Genomic DNA, 15,639 nt, shown 5'->3' with positions numbered 1-15,639 from the left:
GTTTTGGTTCGCGGCCCCTATAGGGTCACGACAACAGGAGACCAAAACCAGTGTGGGAGGCAAGGGCCGAAATGAGCCATATCGTCGTGATCGGAGCAGGCCAGGCAGGATCGTCCTTGGTGGCGAAACTGCGCAAAGACGGGTTTGATGGCGAAATCACCCTGATTGGGGCCGAAAACCACCTGCCGTATCAGCGCCCGCCGCTCTCCAAGGCCTATTTGCTGGGTGAAATGGAACTGGAGCGTTTGTTCCTGCGTCCCGAAAGCTTTTATGTCGAGAACAATATTACCCTGCGTCTTGGCTCGGCAGTGACGGCGATTGATACCGAGGCTCAGACCGTGACACTGGAGGATGAGGTCATCGGCTACGATCAATTGGCCCTGACCACCGGATCTGATCCGCGCCGCCTGCCCGGTGCTATTGGCGGGGATTTGGCGGGTGTATTTGTGGTGCGTGGCCTTGGTGACGTGGATGCAATGGCGCCGCATGTTACGACAGGCAAGCGGGCTTTGATCGTTGGCGGGGGCTATATCGGGCTGGAGGCAGCAGCGGTCTGCGCCAAGCGCGGTGTTGATGTCACCCTGGTAGAGATGGGTGATCGTATCCTGCAACGGGTGGCGGCAACCGAGACATCTGATTACTTCCGCACCCTGCACGGCGAACACGGTGTGACCATCCTCGAAGGCACCGGCTTGGAGCGACTGGAGGGCGACGCAGGCCAAGTGACTGGCGCAGTGCTGAGCGATGGCTCCCGTGTCGATGTCGATTTTGTTGTGGTTGGCGTTGGTATTACCCCCGGCACGCAGCTGGCCGAACTGGCCGGGCTGGAGCTGGATAATGGCATCAAAACCGATGCCCAGGGGCGCACCTCGGATCCCTCGATCTGGTCGGCGGGCGATTGTGCCTCCTTCCCCTACAAAGGTGGCCGCATCCGGTTGGAAAGCGTACCCAACGCCATCGACCAGGCCGAAGTGGTGGCGCAGAACATGATGGGTGCGGGCAAGGATTATGTGGCAACGCCCTGGTTCTGGTCGGATCAATATGATGTGAAATTACAAATCGCAGGTCTGAACACGGGGTTCGACAATGTCGTTACCCGTGCTGGTGAGGGGCGCACGACCTCATTCTGGTACTACAAAGGTGATGAATTGGTTGCGGTGGATGCGATGAACGATCCGCGGGCTTATATGGTGGGCAAGCGCTTGATTGATATGGGCAAGACGGCGGATAAATCGGTGGTTGCCGATCCTGCCGCAGATCTGAAGCCCCTGTTGAAAGCGTGAGGATCATCGCCGGAGATTTTCGCGGCCGCGCCTTGGCGGCGCTGGGTAAGGGCGATGCGGGCGCGCATCTGCGCCCCACCACCGACCGGGTGCGCGAAAGCCTGTTCAACGTGCTGGCGCATCAGGTTGATTTTGACGGTATGCGGGTGCTGGATCTCTTTGCCGGAACCGGCGCTTTGGGGCTGGAAGCCCTATCGCGCGGCGCCGAGAGCGTGACCTTTGTTGATGATGGCCGGGTATCGCAGGGGCTGATTGCCAAGAATATCGAGATCTGCCGCGCCAAAGATCGCGCCAGCCTGATCCGACGGAATGCACTGAAACTGGGAGAGAACCCGCAGCCGCCCTTTGATGTGGTGTTTCTCGATCCCCCTTATGGCAAAGCTTTGGGAGAAAAGGCATTGCAGGCGGCCGAGACAGGCGGTTGGATCGCAGAGGATGCCTTGATCATCTGGGAAGAAAACGCAGCCATGTCCCCGCCAGAAGGCTATGCGTTGCGCGATGCACGCAGATATGGTGATAGCCATATCACCCTGATGTTGCGTGATGTTTCAGCCTGAAACAGGCGCTCCCCTGACGCGCGACTTTGTGCCAGTGCAGGATTTGCCTCCCTATGCGGAACGCGGCAGAGTGGCGCTGAACTTTGCTGAATTGCACGGGGTTTTTGCACATGCCTACGACCTATCCAACGCCACGGCTGGTCATCTTTGATTGCGATGGGGTGCTGGTTAACAGTGAACCTATCTCAAATCAGGTGATGGTCGAAAACCTGGCGCGAAACGGTTTGCCTATGACCGTTGAGCGCTCAATGGAACTGTTTGTCGGCAGCACGATGTCGGGCGCTATGGCTAAGGCGATTGAACTTGGTGCTGACCTGCATGAGGGCTGGATCGACGAAGTCTATGCCGAAACCTATGAGGCCCTGAGAGCGGGCGTGGCACTGATGCCGGGGGTGATGGACCTACTGGCGCTGCTGGATGCAAAACAGATCCCCTGTTGCGTGGCCTCCAACGGGAGCGAAGACAAGATGCGCATCACTCTGGGACAGAATGATCTGTGGGCGCGCTTTCATCCGGCGGCGATGTTTTCAGCGCAATCGCTGGGCGTGGCAAAACCAGATCCAGGCCTGTTTCTGGCCGCCGCCAGCCATTTTGGCGTCCAGGCCCGTGATTGTCTGGTGGTCGAGGACAGCGCCACAGGGGTGCTGGCGGCAACGCGGGCCGGGATGCGTTGCCTTGGTTTTGCGCCGACCGGCACGGGCGAGAACCTCGCAGCGCAGGGCGCCGAAGTTTTTAGCGAAATGTCAGAGGTTGCCGCGCTAATCGGGCTGTGAAAGAAACTCTTGGCCAAAATGACGACGCCCCGACCGAAGGACGAGGCGCTGCTGTGAGGTCTGGAAAGCTGGGCGAAACGCCTAGCTGTAGGTTGGATGGAACAGGCCACCGGGAGACAGGGTGAAGATTTCACAGCCATCTGAGGTCACGCCGATGGAATGCTCAAACTGCGCCGACAGGGATTTGTCGCGGGTAACCGCGGTCCACTCATCCGCCAGGATCTTGGTTTCGGGCCGCCCTAGGTTGATCATCGGCTCGATGGTAAAGAACATGCCCTCTTCCAGTTTGGGACCGGTGCCGGGGCGCCCATAGTGCAGTACATTGGGCGGTGCGTGGAACACCAGGCCCAGCCCGTGGCCGCAGAAATCGCGCACGACGCTCATGCGCTGGCTTTCGGCATAGGATTGGATGGCATGGCCAATGTCGCCAAAGGTATTGCCAGGCTTTACCGCCTCAATCCCCTTCATCAGGCTGTCATGGGTGACCTGGATCAGGCGCTCGGCCTTGCGCGGCAATTTTCCGGCCACAAACATCCGCGAGGTATCGCCAAACCAGCCGTCAACGATGACGGTCACATCGATATTGAGGATATCGCCATCCTTCAGCTTTTTGTCACCGGGGATGCCATGGCAGACCACATGGTTCACCGAGATGCAGCTGGCGTGCTGATAGCCCTTGTAGCCGATGGTGGCCGATTTGGCCCCGGCCTCATCAACCATATTGGTGATCAGGCGATCGATTTCACCGGTGGTCTGTCCCGGAAAAACATGCGGTGCGATGTCGTCAAGGATCTGCGCGGCCAGTTTCCCCGCCACATGCATGCCGGCGAAATCTGTCTCTTGGTAAATGCGAATGCCGTCTTTGGTGGTACGGCCGTCTTTCGATCTCATCAAGCTGGGCTCCATAGGCTTGTGTCTTGTCGCCTATGTAAGCGGATTTGGTAAAAAGAACCAGTACTGCCGCCGTAAAACCAGCAGCCCTTAGCGCTGCGCCGCCTAAGCCGCAGGCAGGCTGTGTCCGATGCCGATCCCCTGCGGCGAGATGCGGGTGTCGTAGATTAGGCGCTCAACGCCCGCCTTTTGCGCTGTTTCAAAAGCTGCGGCATAGTCTGGGTCGATATCCTGCGCCAGCGCAAAGCGTGCACAATCGGTGCGTTGCACCAAATAGAGCATCACGGCGCGATGGCCCTGTGCTGTCATTTTTGTCAGTTCATTGAGATGTTTGGTGCCACGCGCGGTGACGCTGTCCGGAAATTCAGCCAGCCCCCGCTGCCGCGACAGGGTGACGCTTTTGACTTCGACATAGCAGTCCGGCAGCCCTGCTTGGCTGAGCAGGAAATCAATGCGGCTTTTCTCGCCATATTTCACTTCGGGCTGGACGGTGCCATAGGCTGCCAGCTCAGGGATTTCCCCGGCAATCAGAGCGGCCTTGAGCGCACGATTGGGCACTGAGGTGTCAACGCCGGTAAAGTGACCGTTGTCATGTTCAATCAGACGCCAGCCATATTTCAGCTTTTTCTTTGGGTCATCATTGGGTTCCAGCCAGACTGTGAGACCGGGGTCGGCCAGCCCCATCATCGAGCCGGGGTTGGCGCAATGGGCGGTGATCTCGCGTCCGTCTTGTAGACGACAATCGGCAAGGAAGCGCTTGTAGCGGCGCAGTAGCGTGGCGCGGATCAAAGGCGTGGTGAATTCCATACTGCTTGGGTAGCGCACTGGCAGGCGGTGTCAATCATCCAGGGCGGAGCGCCGGGCACAAAAGACCCGGCACAGGCGCGGTTTTTACCGAGGGGCCTCAGAAACCCTGCGTGAGATCCAGCCTGAGGCGGGATGCCCGCTTGCCCTCCATGCTGGAGCGGCTATCTTGCAGCGAGGATCGCGCAGACCGCCGCAATAGGAGAGAAAAGATGCCCAACCCCAGTGCCGCAATGTTGGTCATCGGTGATGAAATCCTGTCGGGGCGTACCCGCGATACCAATACCCATTTTCTGGCAGGAGAGCTCACCAAACAGGGCATTGACCTGAAAGAAGTGCGGGTGGTCAGCGACGAAGCCGATATGATCATAGCCGCCGTGCAGGCTCTGAGCAAAGCCTATGACCATGTCTTTACCAGCGGTGGCATTGGTCCCACCCATGATGATATTACCGCTGATTGCATCGCAGAAGCCTTTGATGCGCATTTGGGTGTGCGTGCGGATGCCCGCGCCATTCTGGCGGCGCATTATGCCAGCTCAGGCCAGGAGCTGAACGCGGCGCGCCTGCGCATGGCGCGGATCCCCGATGGTGCGGCGCTGATCGACAATCCAGTATCCTCGGCGCCAGGCTTTACCCTGGAAAACGTGCATGTCATGGCCGGGGTTCCCATGGTTTTTCAGGCCATGGTGGCCAGCGTCCTGCCGGGGTTGACCGGGGGCGAGCCGCTGTTGTCGCAAAGCCTGCGGGTGATGCGCGGCGAAGGCGATATCGCCGCCTTCCTGTCTGATCTGGCGGCCCGCCATGGTGATCTGTCCATCGGCTGTTATCCCTTTCAGCAGAATGGGGCCTATGGCGCCAATGTGGTGATCCGTGGACACAACGGCGCCGGTGTAGACGCGGCCATGCGCGAATTGGCACAGGAGATGGGGTTATGAGCATGGAGGCCACTGTGACCGACCCTAAATACTACGCGGTGGTCGAGGCCACCTGGCCCGCTGCTGCCAAACGCAGCCTTGGCCCGGTGACCCTGCGCGAGGGCCAGGGTGGCGGCAGCCGTGTGTCGGCGGCCAGCCTTGAGGGTTCCGCCTCTGCTGACGATTTTGACGCCGCCGAACAGGCGATGCGGGCCATGGGGCAGGATTGTCTGTTCATGATCCGCGACGGGCAGGATGCTCTGGATAACCAGCTGGCAGCACGTGGTTATCTGGTCAAAGACCCGGTCAATCTTTGGGTCTGCCCAATCGAAACACTTACGGATGTGGAGATCCCGCGGGTCACTGCCTTTGCCCTGTGGTCGCCGCTTGAGATTCAACGCGAGATCTGGATTTCCGGGGGTATCGGCCCCGAACGTCAAGCCATTATGGAGCGCGCCGCGGGCCCAAAGGCTGCCCTGTTGGGACGCTACAACGACAAGCCGGCCGGAGCGGGTTTTGTGGCGATACATGAGGGCGTGGCCATGGTGCATGCGTTGGAAATCCTGCCGCATCAGCGCCGTCACGGCATGGGGGCCTGGATGATGCGTCAAGCGGCCTTTTGGGCTGCGGCCAATGGCGCCACCGAGATGGCGGTGCTTTGCACCAAAGAAAACGCTGGGGCAAACGGACTATATGCCTCATTGGGGATGACCCGCAGCGGCCAATACCATTACCGATATTTGCCTTAGGAGCTTGAATTATCATGACCGATCAAACACCCCCAACCGCATTGAACCTACCCCCTTTGGATCCTCTGCCCACGGGCATGCAAAAGTATTTCGACATCTGCCAGGAAAAGCTGGGCATGGTGCCCAATGTGCTGCGCGCCCATGCCTTTGACGAGAACAAGCTCAATACCTTCAGCGCGCTCTATAACGAGCTGATGCTGGGTGATAGTGCCCTCAGCAAGCTGGAGCGTGAGATGATCGCGGTAGTGGTATCGGCAGTGAACAGCTGTTTTTATTGCCTTGCCTCCCATGGCGCCGCCGTGCGCCAGCTGTCCGGAGATCCCAAGCTGGGAGAAATGCTGGTGATGAATTACCGGGTGGCCCCGTTGGAGCCGCGCCAGCGCGCCATGCTGGATTTTGCTGTCAAGGTGACCAAGGCCAGCACTGAGGTGGAAGAGACTGACCGCGAGACCCTGCGCCAGCACGGGTTCAGCGATCGGGACATCTGGGACATTGCCAATGTCACTGGGTTTTACAACATGTCCAACCGTGTTGCCTCGGCGACGGGCATGGTGCCCAACGACGCCTATCACGCGCAGTCCAGATGAGGCGTGGCCCAGCTGTTGTGGCCCTTGGCGTCAGCTTGATGTTGGCGCTCTCTCCCCTTGCCCCCCAGGTGCGGGCGGGGGAGCAGGCCCTGTTGCAGCTGCCCGAGGGGGCGGTGCCGCGCTCGCAGCGTGAAACGGTTTTGGGCACCTATGCGCTGCCAATTGGTGCCTTTGGCGAGGGAGGGATCCCAACGCGCGTGATTGAGGGCCATATCCTGCGCCAAACCTGGCATCTGCAGGGCGATGTGACTGTCTTGCAAGTGGTGGATGTTTTGCGCCGCCAGCTTGCGGATCAGGGCTTTGACCTCCTGTTTCAATGCGAAACCCGTCAATGCGGTGGCTTTGATTTTCGCTTTGGCATCGAGGTGGTGCCTGCCCCGGACATGGTCGTCAGCCTGTCGGACTATCATTTTCTAGCGGCCCAAATGCCTGTTGGTACGGACACTGAGTCCGAAGCTCGCCGGACCCTCTCCCTGCTGGTGTCGCGCAGCGGTGCCACGACCTATATTCAACTGATCGAGGTTGCTCCGGCCAAACAGGCGCCTTTGACACTGAGTTCTGCCGAGCCGACAGCCCTCGATCTCCAGGCCGCGTCCGAGCCGGAGCCGACCCGGGGCGAGACAACATCCGGGCTGGCAGGTCAGTTGACAGATCAGGGTCACGTGGTGCTGGAAGCTGTGGTCTTCAACACTGGTGCCGAGACACTTGGGGCAGAGGCCATTGCCAGTTTGGCGCCCCTTGCGGCTTTTTTGGAGGATGAGCCAAAGGCCCAGGTTCTGATCGTTGGCCATACGGATAGCGTTGGCAGTTTGGAGGACAACAAGTCCCTGTCGCTGCGCCGTGCGCAGGCGGTCAAGGAGGCTTTGGTCCAAAGCTACGCAATTTCTGAAGAGCGTGTGTTGGTTGAAGGGGCCGGGTTCATGGCCCCTGTTGCCAGCAACCTCAGCGCTGCAGGCAGAGAGAAAAACCGCCGGGTAGAGGTGGTTCTGCTCGTCATGTGAGCTACCTGTTAACCCGATTTCACGCGACCAATTTATTGAGACCTGATGAAAAAAACTGCTCCGCCGAGGCGAGAGCAGTTTTGCAAAGAAGGTCGTCTGGAGCGGAGAAGATCAGGCGGACTGACGCCAATCTTCACTGTCCTTGCCGGCAAAGGAATGCGCCAGAAAATCGATAAAGGCGCGCACCTTGGGCTGGGTAAACTTGCCCGGAGGATAGACCGCATAGATGCCTTGGGTCTCCATTGGCAGATTGGGCATGACGTCTTCGACGAGGCCTTCTTCCATGGCTTCAGCATAGAGATAGCTGGGCAGATAGGCGATGCCGAGACCGGAGATCGCAGCGTTGAGCAGGGATTGCCCATCGTTTACTGACAGCCAGCCCGTGGTTCGTACCTGGCGCTTCTCGCCTGACGGGGCGGTGATTTTCCAGACATTGCCACTGGACTGGTTGGAGTAATGCAGCAGCTTGTGGGTGTTGAGATCGTCGATCTTTTGCGGTCGGCCAAATTGCTCGAGGTAGCTGGGAGAGGCAATCATCCGCTTGGTGGTCTCGGTGAGCTTGCGGGCTTTGAGCGAGCTGTCTTCTAGTTCCCCGATGCGCAGGGCCATGTCAAAGCCTTCGGAAATCAGCTCGACGTAGCGGTTGTTGAGCACCATGTTGACGGTGATGTCCGGGAAGTCCCGCAGGAAGTCTGAGAGCACCGGCGACAGGTGGTTGACGCCAAAATCGGTTGCCACAGAGATCCGCAGCAGGCCCGAAGGGGCGGATTGCATCGAAGACACCAGTGCGTCGGCCTCGCCCGCATCATTCAGCACCCGACGGGCGCGGTCATAATAGGCCAGGCCAATTTCGGTGGGCGAGACGCGGCGGGTGGTGCGGTTTAACAACCGGGCGCCGAGGCGGGTCTCCAGACTCGAGACATGTTTTGATACTGCGGATTTTGAAATCCCCATCTTCTTTGCCGCGTCGGTGAACCCGCCTTGGTCCACGACATTGGCAAAGGCTTCCATTTCGGTCAGTCGATCCATCAACAGGGTCCTCTCTTTGCCTCTTCTGGACCTGTGTTTGGCGTTGAATTCGGGCAAGAACGGGGCGGTGGTGGGATAATTGCAGGGTTTTCCCGCTATCGTTCCGTCCCTGGAAACACTTGCACAATGGGGCTGAATTTGGCTTTTAGTTCAGGAAAGCCAGCTTGGTAGCCAGGATCCACAGGGGCAATGTCACCGCAGCCAGCAAAGTAGATTGCGCAATCAAGGTGGCGACCAATCTGCGATCCGCGCCAAAACCAGAAGCCAGCACATGCGCCGCCGAGGCGGTTGGCAAAGCGGCAAACAGGATGAAGACTGCCGACAGCGCGTCGCCGAGCGGCAAGGCCAGGCAGAGGCCAAACACGATTGCTGGGACCAGGACCAGTCGCACCAGACACAGGGTGCCGTTGAAACGGTCAAGCCGCGTCAGCGCGCGCCAATTCATCGTGGCACCAATTGAGAGCAGAGCAATGGGAATGGCGGCCTTTGCCAGCATTTCGGCAGGGGCCAGAAGTGGCGCTGGGATCTTGTAGCTGGAAACCCCGACCGCAACCCCAGCCACGGAGGCAATCAGGAATGGGTTGCCCATGACTTTTCTAAGGGTGGAAACAAAGGACAGACTACCGCCGCGCGACAGGGCTGTGACCGCCAGAATATTGGCCACGGGAACAGCCATCCCTACGGCAATGGCCATCTGCCCGATCAGGGCAGGGTCGAGGGTAGGGATCGCGACAAAGGCGATGGCAGTGTTGAAGCGCCAACTTGTCTGCCAGGCCCCGGCAAAATCAAGAAAGCTGTCCGGCCCCAATCGGCGGGCCAGATAGCCCAAGGCGAGCGCCAATCCGATGATTGCCCAAACAGCCGGTCCGATACGCAGCACTTCAATCGGCGCGATCGGGCGCCCGCAGGCCGCAAAGAACAGCAAAGCCGGAAACAGGACTTCAAAGTTGAGCCGGTCCAACCCTTGCCAGGCTTCGGGGCTGAGGCGGTTGCGAACCAACCCACCGATGGCAACCATCAAAAAGCTGGGGATGAGGCCCAGAAGGATTGTGGCAAAGATCATTGGAGCCTCGAGGGGTGTGGTCCCCTGCACCCTGATAGGGGACAGGGGCTACGGCAAGCGGATTTTCCGGCTTTGGGTCGCAATGACCCGTTTTAAAAACAGGGCTGTACGGAAGGGGCTGGATAAAACGTGAATGACACTGGCTTTGATTTTGCACCCAATCGGCTAAGCTGGCTGGGTTAATTGGTTTGGGAGGAATAAGTATGAAACGTTTCACAGCACTTGGTGCCGCACTCTGTTTTGCAACTCTATTGACGTCGCCCCTCTGGGCCGGCGGCGAGACCGCCGCAAATCCGGAGGCGCGGGTCTATATCGTCAATCTCACCGATGGGGCAGAGGTGAGCTCGCCCGTGAAGGTGGTCTTTGGTCTGTCGGGCATGGGGGTTGCGCCAGCCGGGACAGAAAAGGAAAATACCGGGCACCATCATCTGCTGATCGACCGCCCGCCTTTGGGGCAGGGCGAGGATGGCGCAGATGAATTGTCCTATGGCATTCCGGCGGATGAGAACCACCTGCATTTTGGTGGCGGTCAGACCGAAACCACAGTGGAGCTGGCACCAGGCGCGCATACTTTGCAGCTGGTGATGGGGGATCTGGGTCATGTCCCTCATAGCACTCCGGTCGTTTCGGATGTGATCACCATTACCGTCACGGATTAGACAAGAGGTGGACTTGGTGTTGCAGCGCGGCTGTCGTCGCGCTGCCTGGCAAAGGGGGGCTGGGCGTGTCGCAAAGGGTTCGCTCTGGACCGAAGCGTTTTGTTTCCATTGCGGGCTATGAACGGGGTGCTCAAGCACAAAGGACCTCAGAATGCTCACCTGTATTATCCGCTATCAGATCGATCCGACCAAGACGGAGGATTTTCGTCGCTATGCGCAGAATTGGGGGCGGGCCATTCCGCGCAACGGTGCCGATTTGATCGGCTATTTTGCGCCGCACGAAGGGTCGGCAACCCAGGCCTATGGGATTTACAATATTGCGGATCTGGCCAGCTACGAGGCCTATCGGGCGCGATTGGCCGCCGACCCTCTGGGGCAGGAAAACTACGCCTTTGCCCAGAAAGAGCGGTTTATCCTGCGCGAGGAGCGCAGCTTTTTGAAACTGGCCTCAGCGCCAAATGCACCCACTACAGGAGCGCGCAGGTGATTGCTGTCATCTTTGAAGTTGAGATCGCCGAGGGGCAAAAGGCCAGCTATCTGGAGATTGCCAGCGAGCTGAAACCCCTGCTGGAACAGGTGGATGGTTTTTTGTCCGTGGAACGCTTCCAGAGCCTCAGCCAGCCAGACAAGCTGCTGTCCCTGTCTTTCTTCCGCGATGAGGCAGCGGTGCTGAAATGGCGACAATTGGCTGAGCACCGCGCCGCACAAAGCAAAGGCCGCCAGGGCATCTTTGCCAACTATCGGCTCAGGGTGGCTGAAGTGCTGCGTGATTATGGCCTGCAGGACCGGGAGGAGGCGCCTGCAGATAGCAGAGCCTCCCATGCTGTGGATTGATCTATCAAGGGGGGCTCCCGCCCGTCGTTGGCTTTTGGCAAAGCCGCCTCCCGTTGGGGGTAGCGCCGCGCGTAAAGCGCGCGGCGCTACCCCCAAGGTCGCACGGAAGGTGGCCTGGCCCAAGGCCAGGACATCTGCGGGCGCGGGAGGACTGGCTTTCAGAGCGGCTGTGGCAGCCTACAGCGTGGCCGCCAGTCGGGTCCCCTGGTTGATGGCACGTTTTGCATCCAGTTCAGCCGCCACATCGGCGCCTCCAATGACGTGACAGGAAACGCCCTTAGCCTCTAGCGCATCGGCCAGGCTACGATCGGAGACTTGCCCGGCACACAGAACAATTGTCTCTGCGGCAATCACCGTAGGGTTCTCGCGGGCCTCGCCAAAGCTGACATGCAGGCCTTCGTCGTCAATACGCTCGTAGTTCACTCCTCCAACAAAGTGCACGCCCTTCATCTTTAGTGTTGCCCGGTGAATCCAGCCAGTTGTCTTGCCCAGCCCCTTGCCATGGGCCTGTTTTTTTCGCTGCAGCAGGGTGACCTCACGCGCCGGGGCTTCGGGCTGTGGCCCCTCTGGAGCCAGGCCCGAGCGATGCTCGGCCGGGTCGGTGACACCCCATTCCTTCATCCAGAGCGGCAGATCCACCGTGGGGCTGGTGCCTTCATGCAGCAGGTATTCGCTGACATCAAAACCGATGCCGCCAGCGCCAATCACAGCAACAGTCTTGCCGACGGGCTTTTTGTGGCGCAGCACGTCAATGTAGCTAAGCACCTCAGGGCGGTCCTGCCCGGGGATCTGGGGATCACGCGGGGTGACACCGGTCGCAATGATCACCTCATCATAGCCGGTCAGATCATCAGCCGAGACTTCGCGTCCCAGCTCAAGCGTGATGCCTGCCTCGGTCACCATGGTGCAATACCAATCGACAAATCCCCAGAACTCTTCCTTGCCAGGCACCTGCTTGGCCATATTGAGCTGGCCGCCGATCTCATCGGCCCTGTCAAAAACAGTGACCTGGTGCCCGCGTTCGGCTGCCGCAAGCGCGGTGGACAAACCCGCAGGGCCCGCCCCAACAATGGCCACTGATTTCACCTGATCTGCCTTGCCCAGAACCAGCTCGGTTTCGTGGCAGGCCATAGGATTGACCAGGCAGGAGGTGAGCTTGCCGCCAAAGGTATGGTCCAGACAAGCCTGATTACAGCCGATACAGGGGGCAATCTGCGCGCCCTTGCCGGCCTTGGCCTTTGCCACAAAATGCGCGTCCGCCAGCATTGGCCGTGCCATCGAGACCATATCGGCGCAGCCCATGGCCAGTACCTCTTCGCCGACTTCAGGCGTGTTGATCCGGTTCGAAGTGATCACCGGAATCGAGACCTTGCCCATCAGCTTCTTGGTCACCCAGGCAAAGGCGGCACGTGGCACCGATGTAGCGATGGTGGGGATACGCGCCTCGTGCCAGCCAATGCCGGTGTTGATGATGGTGGCGCCTGCCTTCTCGATCTCCTGAGCCAGCTGCACCACCTCGTCATGGGTCGAGCCATTGGGCACCAGGTCAATCATTGAAAGCCGGTAGATAATGATGAAATCCGTGCCAACGGCCTCGCGGGTGCGGCGCACCACCTCAATGGGCAGACGCATGCGGTTTTCATAAGATCCGCCCCAGCGGTCGGTCCGCTTGTTGGTATGGGTAACCAGGAACTGGTTGAGGAAATAACCCTCTGAGCCCATGATCTCGACCCCGTCATAGCCCGCTTTCTGCGCCAGAGCCGCGGCATTGACGATATCGGCGATCTGTTTTTCAATCCCCGCCTCGTCCAGCTCATTTGGCGGGAACGGAGAGATCGGGGATTTCACCGGGCTGGGGGCGACGCATTTTGGCCCATAGGAGTAGCGGCCCGCATGTAGGATCTGCATGGCGATCTTGCCGCCGGCCTCATGGACCCGGTCAGTGACAATACGATGGCTGGCGACCTCATCGTCATTGGTCATCATCGACGCGCCCGGCAAGACGGAGCCTTCGAGATTGGGGCCGATGCCGCCAGTAACCATCAATCCCACATCGCCCCGTGCCCGTTCGGCATAGAACTCTGCCACCCGGTTCCAGTCTCTGGTTTCTTCCAATCCCGTGTGCATCGAGCCCATAAGGACACGGTTCTTCAGAGTGGTAAATCCGAGATCCAGCGGGGCCAGCAGATTTGGGTACGCAGTCATGATACTCTCCCTTGACGTTAACGTCACAATGGCCTGTTTGGCGGGGGTTTGTCACCGTGAAACGCGGCGTCACCCCCTTGCCTGCCCTGACGACACAGGGTCTAAGGGAAGCCGAGAGAGACATTGCATTGCCGCGATGCATTACAGTGTTGTGCCACGGCTGTTCTTGCCCTGGCACCAATGCCCGAGGAGACCAGAATGACGCCCGAAGAAATTGCAAAGCTGCCCTATCGCCCCAATGTAGGCATCATGCTGGTGAATGCGGCCAATCATGTCTTTGTGGCGCAGCGCAAGGATCGGTTTCAGGACGCATGGCAGATGCCACAGGGCGGGATTGACCGAGGGGAGGACGCCCGGGTCGCAGCCCTGCGGGAGCTGGAAGAAGAAACCGGTGTCACGCAGGACTTGGTTGAGATCATTGCTGAAAGCGATGGGTGGCTGCCCTATGATCTGCCCCATGATGTGGTGCCCAAATTCTGGGGTGGTAAGTACCGCGGTCAGGAACAGAAATGGTATCTGATGCGCTTTCTTGGCCAGGATGATCAGGTGGATATCGAAACCGAACACCCTGAGTTTTCGGATTGGTGCTGGCAGCCGGTGGATCAACTGGTTGAAAAGATTGTTCCTTTTAAACGGGAAGTCTATGCCCGCGTCGTGCAGGAATTTGCGGCGCATTTCTGACGCGGCAGGCCTAGGTTAAAGGCCTGCCCCAAATTGGCCTAGGCTGGTGAGCGGCGTTTCAGGTTCAGATCGCTTTGTCCCAGCCACAGGCTGAACAGGGCGAGCGTGGCGCCCGCAATCTGCGCAGCTGTCAGATCTTCGGCCAGTAAGACCCAGCCCAGGATGACGGCTGTGAGCGGGCTGAGTACCCCCAGCAAAGAGACCTTTGCAGGTTCGATCCGAGCGAGACCGCGAAACCACAGGACATAGGTTAGGGCACCGCCGATCAGGCTCATATAGGCAAGGCCGATGAGATTGGTCGCGGTGAGCGCGGCAATAGCGCCGAGATTCGGGGCAACAAAGGGAAGCAGCAACAGACCCCCAGCGGTCAACTGCCAGGCGGTAAAGGTGAGTGGCGGGACCGGGGGCTGCCATTTGCGGCTCAGAACCACTCCCGCCGCCATGGATGCGGCGCCGCCCAGTCCTGCCAGAATCCCCCAAAGATCCAGTCTTGCAGCCGGGGTCAGCACCAGCAGGGCGACGCCAAAGATGCTCAGCGCGGCTGCCAATAAGGCGGAGGGTCGGATGGGGGTCTTGAGAGCATAGGCAGAGAAGAAAACCACCAAGAGCGGCTGCGCCGCCCCCAGGGTTGCGGCCACCCCACCCGGCAGCCGATAGGCCGAGACAAAGAGCAGGGTCCAGAACAGGGAAAAGTTCAGCGCCGCCAGAATCAGCAGTTTTGGCATCCAGGCAAGGGAGGGCAGCTGTCGGACGAACAGCAGGAGGATCAGCCCGGCGGGCAGCGCGCGCAACAGTGCCACCAGCAAAGGGGACTGGCCCGGCAACAGGCTGGTCGTCACGATGTAGCTGCTGCCCCAGATGGCCGGGGCAAGAGCGGTGTACAGCAGGTCCATACGGGTCATCTCATGTCTCCTATAAGTATCTTGATGTGAAGATAACCGTTTAAATCTTGACTTCAAGATAAATGAGGCACAGACTATGTGCATGGATCATGTGGACTTCATAACCGAGCAATGGGCGCGGGAGCGGCCGGACCTGGACGTTAACGCCATGGGTATCATCGGGCGGGTTGCGCGACTCTACCTTTCCTATCAGGCGGGCATGCAGGCGACCTTTGCGCGCTTTGGGCTGAATGCTGCCAAATTTGACGTGCTGGCGACCCTACGCCGTGCGGGCGCCCCTTACCGGTTGTCGCCGGGGAACTTGCTCGAAGCCACGATGGTGACCTCGGGCACCATGACCAACCGCATTTCCCGCCTCGAATCCGAAGGCCTGGTGCAGCGCCAGATCAATCCTGACGACAGCCGCAGTTTTCTGATTGAGCTGAGCGCCGAGGGGCTGGATTTGATTGATCAGGTTCTGGAGGCGCATGTGGCGACACAGGAAACCTTGCTGGCGGCAATGCCGCGCGCAGAGCGCGAAGCCTTTCAGGTTCTGTTGTCGCGCGCTCAGATCGCAGTGGATCAGGCCCTGGACTAAGGACAAACCCGGGACAGGGGCGGTGACGCGGGGCGGCTGGGCCGGCCCGCGCCGGGCCCAACGGGAGCCCTCTCGCCTATGGCGATAGGGGCGACGGGCGGGAGCCGCCCGCTGTGCTGTTCGGCGACAG

At 59.6% G+C, this 15,639-nt stretch carries 18 protein-coding genes; 12 read left to right on the top strand and 6 right to left on the bottom strand.

Annotation, left to right across the window (positions count from 1 at the left end):
- Nucleotides 1-71: 71 nt before the first annotated feature.
- From AN476_RS14460 to AN476_RS14450, 3 genes are all read left to right on the top strand, one after another.
- The gene (locus tag AN476_RS14460; protein ID WP_054462305.1) at nt 72-1,283 is read left to right on the top strand and encodes an NAD(P)/FAD-dependent oxidoreductase; all 1,212 of its coding nucleotides are present in this window, start codon (nt 72-74) and stop codon (nt 1,281-1,283) included.
- On the top strand, nt 1,280-1,840 hold the full coding sequence (rsmD, locus tag AN476_RS14455) for a 16S rRNA (guanine(966)-N(2))-methyltransferase RsmD (RefSeq protein WP_054462304.1): 561 nt from the start codon (nt 1,280-1,282) through the stop codon (nt 1,838-1,840). The genes AN476_RS14460 and rsmD overlap by 4 nt, the downstream gene beginning before the upstream one ends.
- Before the next feature lie 110 nt (nt 1,841-1,950).
- Nucleotides 1,951-2,613, top strand: coding sequence for an HAD family phosphatase (locus tag AN476_RS14450; RefSeq protein ID WP_054462303.1), 663 nt, complete (start codon nt 1,951-1,953; stop codon nt 2,611-2,613).
- A gap of 81 nt (nt 2,614-2,694) precedes the next feature.
- Here AN476_RS14450 and map read toward each other — a convergent pair whose 3' ends face one another.
- Both map and sfsA read right to left on the bottom strand, forming a co-directional pair.
- Nucleotides 2,695-3,504: a type I methionyl aminopeptidase gene (map, locus tag AN476_RS14445; protein WP_054462354.1), complete on the bottom strand. Its 810-nt coding sequence runs from the start codon at nt 3,502-3,504 to the stop codon at nt 2,695-2,697.
- A 105-nt stretch (nt 3,505-3,609) separates the two neighbouring features.
- Nucleotides 3,610-4,311: a DNA/RNA nuclease SfsA gene (gene sfsA / locus AN476_RS14440; protein ID WP_054462302.1), complete on the bottom strand. Its 702-nt coding sequence runs from the start codon at nt 4,309-4,311 to the stop codon at nt 3,610-3,612.
- Between the two features lie 209 nt (nt 4,312-4,520).
- On the opposite strand from sfsA, the gene AN476_RS14435 reads away from it, so the two are divergent.
- The 4 genes from AN476_RS14435 to AN476_RS14420 are packed head-to-tail and all read left to right on the top strand — an operon-like array spanning nt 4,521 to nt 7,559.
- Entirely contained in the window at nt 4,521-5,243 is a 723-nt protein-coding gene (locus tag AN476_RS14435) for a molybdopterin-binding protein (protein WP_054462301.1), read from the top strand.
- Between the two features lie 2 nt (nt 5,244-5,245).
- Nucleotides 5,246-5,971: a GNAT family N-acetyltransferase gene (locus tag AN476_RS14430; RefSeq protein WP_054462353.1), complete on the top strand. Its 726-nt coding sequence runs from the start codon at nt 5,246-5,248 to the stop codon at nt 5,969-5,971.
- Between the two features lie 14 nt (nt 5,972-5,985).
- A complete protein-coding gene (locus AN476_RS14425) occupies nt 5,986-6,558 on the top strand; it encodes a peroxidase-related enzyme (protein WP_054462300.1) in 573 nt (190 codons plus the stop codon).
- Entirely contained in the window at nt 6,555-7,559 is a 1,005-nt protein-coding gene (locus AN476_RS14420; RefSeq protein WP_054462299.1) for an OmpA family protein, read from the top strand. The genes AN476_RS14425 and AN476_RS14420 overlap by 4 nt, the downstream gene beginning before the upstream one ends.
- A gap of 111 nt (nt 7,560-7,670) precedes the next feature.
- Here AN476_RS14420 and AN476_RS14415 read toward each other — a convergent pair whose 3' ends face one another.
- Nucleotides 7,671-8,588 (bottom strand): LysR family transcriptional regulator, encoded by a 918-nt coding sequence (locus tag AN476_RS14415; RefSeq protein WP_054462298.1) that lies wholly within the window; start codon nt 8,586-8,588, stop codon nt 7,671-7,673.
- A 145-nt stretch (nt 8,589-8,733) separates the two neighbouring features.
- The gene (locus tag AN476_RS14410) at nt 8,734-9,651 is read right to left on the bottom strand and encodes an AEC family transporter (RefSeq protein ID WP_054462297.1); all 918 of its coding nucleotides are present in this window, start codon (nt 9,649-9,651) and stop codon (nt 8,734-8,736) included.
- Nucleotides 9,652-9,854: 203 nt separating this feature from the next.
- Here AN476_RS14410 and AN476_RS14405 point away from each other — a divergent pair, with 203 nt between their 5' ends.
- The 3 genes from AN476_RS14405 to AN476_RS14395 all read left to right on the top strand — a co-directional run bounded on the left by AN476_RS14405 (nt 9,855) and on the right by AN476_RS14395 (nt 11,144).
- Nucleotides 9,855-10,310: a DUF4399 domain-containing protein gene (locus AN476_RS14405; protein ID WP_054462296.1), complete on the top strand. Its 456-nt coding sequence runs from the start codon at nt 9,855-9,857 to the stop codon at nt 10,308-10,310.
- Nucleotides 10,311-10,461: 151 nt separating this feature from the next.
- The gene (locus AN476_RS14400) at nt 10,462-10,797 is read left to right on the top strand and encodes an NIPSNAP family protein (RefSeq protein ID WP_054462295.1); all 336 of its coding nucleotides are present in this window, start codon (nt 10,462-10,464) and stop codon (nt 10,795-10,797) included.
- Nucleotides 10,794-11,144: an antibiotic biosynthesis monooxygenase gene (locus AN476_RS14395; protein ID WP_054462294.1), complete on the top strand. Its 351-nt coding sequence runs from the start codon at nt 10,794-10,796 to the stop codon at nt 11,142-11,144. The genes AN476_RS14400 and AN476_RS14395 overlap by 4 nt, the downstream gene beginning before the upstream one ends.
- 177 nt (nt 11,145-11,321) lie before the next feature.
- Here AN476_RS14395 and AN476_RS14390 read toward each other — a convergent pair whose 3' ends face one another.
- Nucleotides 11,322-13,349, bottom strand: coding sequence for an NADPH-dependent 2,4-dienoyl-CoA reductase (locus tag AN476_RS14390; RefSeq protein WP_054462293.1), 2,028 nt, complete (start codon nt 13,347-13,349; stop codon nt 11,322-11,324).
- A gap of 198 nt (nt 13,350-13,547) precedes the next feature.
- On the opposite strand from AN476_RS14390, the gene AN476_RS14385 reads away from it, so the two are divergent.
- Complete coding sequence (locus AN476_RS14385; RefSeq protein WP_054462292.1) at nt 13,548-14,030, top strand: RNA pyrophosphohydrolase; 483 nt, start codon at nt 13,548-13,550, stop codon at nt 14,028-14,030.
- A 38-nt stretch (nt 14,031-14,068) separates the two neighbouring features.
- Here AN476_RS14385 and AN476_RS14380 read toward each other — a convergent pair whose 3' ends face one another.
- On the bottom strand, nt 14,069-14,932 hold the full coding sequence (locus AN476_RS14380) for an EamA family transporter (RefSeq protein ID WP_054462291.1): 864 nt from the start codon (nt 14,930-14,932) through the stop codon (nt 14,069-14,071).
- An 82-nt stretch (nt 14,933-15,014) separates the two neighbouring features.
- On the opposite strand from AN476_RS14380, the gene AN476_RS14375 reads away from it, so the two are divergent.
- Nucleotides 15,015-15,509: a MarR family winged helix-turn-helix transcriptional regulator gene (locus AN476_RS14375; protein WP_054462352.1), complete on the top strand. Its 495-nt coding sequence runs from the start codon at nt 15,015-15,017 to the stop codon at nt 15,507-15,509.
- The last annotated feature ends 130 nt before the right edge of the window (nt 15,510-15,639 follow it).

Origin of the sequence: Phaeobacter sp. 11ANDIMAR09 (genome assembly GCF_001294455.1) — a bacterium.
In the GTDB taxonomy this organism is placed as follows: Bacteria; Pseudomonadota; Alphaproteobacteria; order Rhodobacterales; family Rhodobacteraceae; genus Pseudophaeobacter.
The sequence above is the reverse complement of the archived record's forward strand: the minus strand, read 5'-3'. Positions and strand labels throughout refer to the sequence as shown.